This window comes from uncultured Acidovorax sp. (assembly GCF_964021665.1).
In the GTDB taxonomy this organism is placed as follows: domain Bacteria; phylum Pseudomonadota; class Gammaproteobacteria; order Burkholderiales; family Burkholderiaceae_C; genus Acidovorax; species Acidovorax temperans.
In genome coordinates this window covers 1-5,046 of record NZ_CAXIAK010000141.1, presented here as the reverse complement: position 1 = coordinate 5,046, position 5,046 = coordinate 1, and the positions used below count along the sequence as shown (strand labels likewise).

Below are 5,046 nucleotides of genomic sequence, written 5' to 3'. Positions count from 1 at the left end.
AACACGTCCTCTTTTTACTGGATCAAGCCGCCTGCGGGCTTAACTGACTGGCATTGCGCTGGCGCGGGCTTTTGTAGTGCAGGGCTGAATCAGCGGTGCATCAGGCCTTGCGGGTCTGGCCCACCAGGTAGTCCACCACTTGCAGCACGGTCTGCATGCTGCCAGCCATGGTGCCATCGGTGTAATAGCGGCCTGCTACGCCCATGGAAGGCACACCTTCCACGCCGTACTCGCCTTGCAGTTGCGCAGCGCGGCGGGCCTGGTTGTTCACGGTGAAGGAGTTGTAGACCTCCTTGAACTTGGCCACATCCACGCCCTGGTTGCCCACCCAGGCAAAAATGTCGTCGTCCTTGGCCAGCTTGAGCTTTTCCACGTGGATGGCGCGGAACACCTTGGCGTGCACAGCGTCGAGCTTGCCCATGCCTTCCAGCGCGTAGTACAGCTTTTGCTGGGGCACGAAGCTGGCGTTGAACGCCACTGGCACGCGACGGACGACGAGGTCCTTGGGCGCGGCCTTGATCCAGGCGTCGAGCACGGGCTCGAACGAATTGCAGTGGGGGCAGCTGTACCAGAAGAACTCGATGATCTCGATCTTGCCGGCAGGGGCCTCGGTAGGCGCAGGCTTGGAGAGCTTTTGGTAGTCCTTGCCCTCTTTGAACTGGCGCACTTGCGCTGCAGCGGGCAGCGCCACTGGCAAAGTGACCGCAGAGGCTGCAACAGCGGAGGCAGCGGACAGGGAAAACTCGCGACGTTTCATGAAAAGAACACTCCTTGGTCTGGTCTTTAGGATGTGAGCGGCATGCCTCGAAAAAGTTCAGCCGTGGGCGACGGCCGCATCAACGCTGCACGCGCACCAGCGCAGATTCCACGCCCGTACCGTCCAGTTTGTCTTTGAGGGCGGCGGCGTCATCGCGCTTGGCGAACGGCCCCACGCGAACGCGGAAGACCGGGCGGCCGTTTTGCTCGCGCTCGCTCACGCGGGCTTCCCAGCCCATCATGGCCAGCTTGGCGCGCTGGGCATCGGCATCGGCCTGCGTGCGGAAGGCACCGGCCTGCACAAAGTAGTCATAAGGGTCCGCGCTACCTGCCTCCGCAGCCTTGGCTTTGGCCAGGTCACCCAGCGGGTCGGCACTGGCGGGCTTGCCAGTCTCTACTTTTTCGGGCTTGCTGGCAGCCGCCTTGGGGGCCGATGCGGCAGCCCCCTTGGGCTCCGCGGTGGCCACAGGCTGTGCGGCGGGGGTGGCGGGTTCAGCCCCGGCAGCCGAAGCGGCTGGCGCAGGCGGCTTGGCGGCCGACTTGCCACGCAGTGGCGAGTTGGGGTCCCAGTCCTTGTTTTTTTGCGCCTCGGCAGCGTCCTGGTCTGCACCGCGCGCACCACCCTTGTTCAGGAATGGGACAGGCACTTTAGTGACGTACACCGCCACGGCCAGGGCAGCGCCCAAACCCACGATCACACCCAGGATGAATCCCAGAATGGTTCCGCCCAACTGTTTTTTCTTCATGGTAGTTTCCACTCACATTCTGGCCGGGGCCGACACACCCAGCACCGCGAGACCGTTGTGCAAGACCTGCGCCGTGGCCGCGACAAGCGCCAGGCGGGCCTTCTTCACCGCCTCATCATCCACCAGGATGCGCTCGGCATCGTAGTAGCTGTGGTACGCCGAGGCCAGGTCACGCAGGTAGAAGGTCACATCGTGGGGCGCCTCACCCAGCGCAGCGGCCGTGAGCATTTCGGGGTATTTGGCGAGTTGCAGCATGAGCGCCTGGGCCTGAGGGCCTTCCAGGGCCGACAGGTCCACATCCTTGAGCGAAGCCACATCGCCGCCGCCCGCCTCTTGCCATGCGCGCAGCACCGACTGGATGCGCGCATGGGCGTACTGCACGTAGTACACGGGGTTGTCGTTGTTCTGGGCCACGGCCAGGTCCACGTCAAAGGTGTACTCGGTGTCGGGCTTGCGGCTCAGAAGGAAGAAGCGCACCGCGTCCTTGCTGGTCCACTCGATCAAATCGCGCAGCGTGACGTAGCTGCCAGCGCGCTTGCTGATCTTGACCTCTTCGCCGCCACGCACCACGCGCACCATGGTGTGCAGCACGTAGTCGGGGTAGCCCTGGGGGATACCTACGTCGGCGGCTTGCAGGCCGGCGCGCACGCGGGCGATGGTGCCGTGGTGGTCCGTACCCTGGATGTTGATGACCTTGGTGAAGCCGCGCTCCCACTTGGCGATGTGGTACGCCACATCAGGCACGAAGTAAGTGTAGGTGCCATCGCTCTTGCGCATGACGCGGTCCTTGTCATCGCCGTAGTCCGTGCTTTTCAGCCACAGCGCGCCGTCTTGTTCGTAGGTCTTGCCGTTGGCCACCAGCTTGTTCACCGTGGCCTCGACGCGGCCGCTGGTGTAGAGGCTCGACTCGAGGTAGTACTCGTCAAAGTGCAGGTTGAATGCCTGCAGGTCTTTGTCTTGCTCGTTGCGCAGGTAGGCCACCGCAAACTGGCGGATGTTGTCGTAGTCTTCGACATCGCCATTGGCAGTGAACTCGCGGTCATCGGCCTTCACGGTGGCCTTGGCCTTGAAGGCTTCGGCAATGTCGGCGATGTAATCGCCGTTGTAGAAGTTCTTGGCCAGCGGGTTGTCGCTGTCGGTGGGCCAGCAGTCGTCGCCGGGCTTGAAGCCCTTGGCGCGCAGTTGCGTGCTCTTGGTCAGGGTGTCGATCTGCACACCGGCGTCGTTGTAATAGAACTCGCGGTGCACACTCCAGCCCTGGGTGCTGAAGAGGTTGCTGATCGCGTCGCCAATGGCGGCCTGTCGGCCATGGCCCACGTGCAGCGGGCCGGTAGGGTTGGCAGATACGAATTCGACCAGCACGCGCTGGCCGTTGCTGGGCTGGTAACCAAAGCGCTCGCCCGCGCCCAGTACCTCACGCACCACTTCCTGCTTGGCAGCGGGCTTGAGGCGGATGTTCAGGAAGCCGGGGCCTGCGATTTCAATCGCATCCACCCAGCGCTGGTAGGCGGGGGTGGCCTCCAGCGTGGCCTTGAGCTGTTCGCCCAGGGCGCGGGGGTTGAGCTTGAGGGGCTTGGCCAGTTGCATGGCAGCCGTGCAGGCAAAGTCGCCGTGGGCGGCGACCTTGGGGGATTCAAAGGCCGCCTTGGCACCGGCGCCGGGAGAAATGGCATCCAGCGCGGTAGCCAACGTGGCCAGGAGTTCGTTTTTGACAGAGAGCATCGGCGGATTTTACGGGTGCCCACCCCAAGCCCTGTGAACACAGTGACCAAGCACACCACAGCGGTCCGCACCCGATGAGCGGAGTCAGCGCGCCGCAGCCCGGCGACTGCCCCACCCACAGCGCCAGATACCAGGCAGGAATCTTGATGGAACCAAGAGGCAACAGATCGTAAGAAATCTGCCCCATGATGCATGGCTGTCATCGCCGCCAGAGTTTGGCGCGTTGACCAATCACCATCCCACCCGGTTTGGTTGTCGATGTTCCACAAACGTTCTGGAGCCCCTATGAAAAAGTTTCTCTCCCTGACTGCCCTGGGCCTGGCCCTTTCGATCAGCGCAGTACACGCTGCCGACGCGCCCGCTGCTGCATCAGCCCCCGCCGCCAAGGTCGCTCCAGCCACCGCTGCTGCCCCAGCCGCCGCCACACCTGCAGCGCCAGCCTCCGCTCCAGCCGCAGCACCCACCAAGCAACAAACCAAAATGGCCACCTGCAACGCAGAAGCCGGCGACAAGAAGGGTGACGAGCGCAAGGAGTTCATGAAGTCGTGCCTGAGCAACAAGCCCGCCACGCAACAAGACAAGATGAAGGCTTGCAACGCCGACCCCCAAGCCAAGACCCTCAAGGGCGATGAGCGCAAGGCATTCATGAGCGAGTGCCTGAAGAAGTGAGGGGCCGGGCGGTTCCCACTATCCGCCCACCCCACACGAAAAAGCCCGCCAAGCGCAAGCCTGGCGGGCTTTTTCCTTGGTGCGGCGCTGCTTACCAGCCCCGCGCCCAGAAAACGGCAATCACCGCCACCACGGGCAGGATGTGCGACTGCACCATGACCCAGCGGCGGGTGCTGCGCACCTCGGCCTCGCCGGGCAATGCGCCCGTCTGGTTCAGGGCCTTGAGCCAGCGGCGGAAGGTGAGCGTGGGCTTGATGGACAGCAGCCCCATCAGCACGAACAGCGTCATCTTGACGTGAAACAGCGGCTGCGAGACATACCAAGACAGCCCCTTCACCCCAAAGTACAGGCGCGCCAGCCCCGTGGCCAGCAGCACCACGGCCGTGATGCCGTAAATCAGGTCCAGCCGCGCCAGGCGCTTGACCACCGCGGGGTTCATCCATTCCGAACGGCACAGCGCGGCTTCGCTGGTCAGAAAAACCACCAGCGTGAGGATGGCCACCATGTGCAATGCGGCCAAGACAGCTTCAAGAGTCATGCAATATCCTTTGAAAACACCAGAGCCCCGCTGCAAACGAGAGACAGCCAAGGGCTCCCCTACACAGGCCAAGCCTGATGAGCGCCGCCATTGTGCTTGATCCCCTCAGCCGCCCATGAAAAAGGCGGCGCAAGCCCCTAAAGGCTGCGCCGCCATCAACGTCCACCAGAAGAGGCGATCAGGCCAGAGTGCGCGCTGTCGCAGTCACGGGCACTTCGGCATCCACCACAGGCGCCACCGCCGCGGTGGCTGGCAAGGCGTGGCCGTTCAGCGCAGCGTCCAGGCGCTCATAGTCCAGCGCGTTTTCCCAGCGGGAGACCACTACCGTGGCCACGGCGTTGCCGATGAAGTTGGTCAGCGAACGGCATTCGCTCATGAAACGGTCCACGCCCAGAATCAGCGCCATGCCGGCCACCGGCACTTCAGGCACCACGGCCAGGGTGGCGGCCAGGGTGATGAAGCCCGCGCCCGTCACGCCCGCTGCGCCCTTGGACGACAACATCGCCACCAGCAGCAGCGCCACCTGGTGGCCCAGCGTCAGCTCAGTGTTGGTGGCCTGGGCGATGAACAGCGCCGCCAGCGTCATGTAGATGTTGGTGCCGTCGAGATTGAACG

The 5,046-nt window shown here is 63.7% G+C and carries 6 protein-coding genes; 1 reads left to right on the top strand and 5 read right to left on the bottom strand.

The window, feature by feature from the left end; all coding sequences use genetic code 11:
* Positions 1-100: 100 nt before the first annotated feature.
* From AADJ04_RS17560 to argS, 3 genes are all read right to left on the bottom strand, one after another.
* A complete protein-coding gene (locus AADJ04_RS17560) occupies positions 101-757 on the bottom strand; it encodes a thiol:disulfide interchange protein DsbA/DsbL (RefSeq protein ID WP_044396400.1) in 657 nt (218 codons plus the stop codon).
* A 79-nt stretch (positions 758-836) separates the two neighbouring features.
* Positions 837-1,502 (bottom strand): SPOR domain-containing protein, encoded by a 666-nt coding sequence (locus AADJ04_RS17555; RefSeq protein WP_341240405.1) that lies wholly within the window; start codon positions 1,500-1,502, stop codon positions 837-839.
* A 12-nt stretch (positions 1,503-1,514) separates the two neighbouring features.
* The gene (gene argS / locus AADJ04_RS17550; protein ID WP_341240404.1) at positions 1,515-3,224 is read right to left on the bottom strand and encodes an arginine--tRNA ligase; all 1,710 of its coding nucleotides are present in this window, start codon (positions 3,222-3,224) and stop codon (positions 1,515-1,517) included.
* A 285-nt stretch (positions 3,225-3,509) separates the two neighbouring features.
* Here argS and AADJ04_RS17545 point away from each other — a divergent pair, with 285 nt between their 5' ends.
* The gene (locus tag AADJ04_RS17545) at positions 3,510-3,893 is read left to right on the top strand and encodes a PsiF family protein (protein WP_341240403.1); all 384 of its coding nucleotides are present in this window, start codon (positions 3,510-3,512) and stop codon (positions 3,891-3,893) included.
* A gap of 91 nt (positions 3,894-3,984) precedes the next feature.
* Here the strand turns inward: AADJ04_RS17545 and AADJ04_RS17540 are convergent, their stop codons facing one another.
* Positions 3,985-4,431 (bottom strand): DUF2214 family protein, encoded by a 447-nt coding sequence (locus AADJ04_RS17540; RefSeq protein ID WP_066691694.1) that lies wholly within the window; start codon positions 4,429-4,431, stop codon positions 3,985-3,987.
* Between the two features lie 178 nt (positions 4,432-4,609).
* Positions 4,610-5,046, bottom strand: a 437-nt coding sequence (locus AADJ04_RS17535) for a cation:dicarboxylase symporter family transporter (protein WP_341240402.1), incomplete at its 5' end; no start/stop codon positions are given.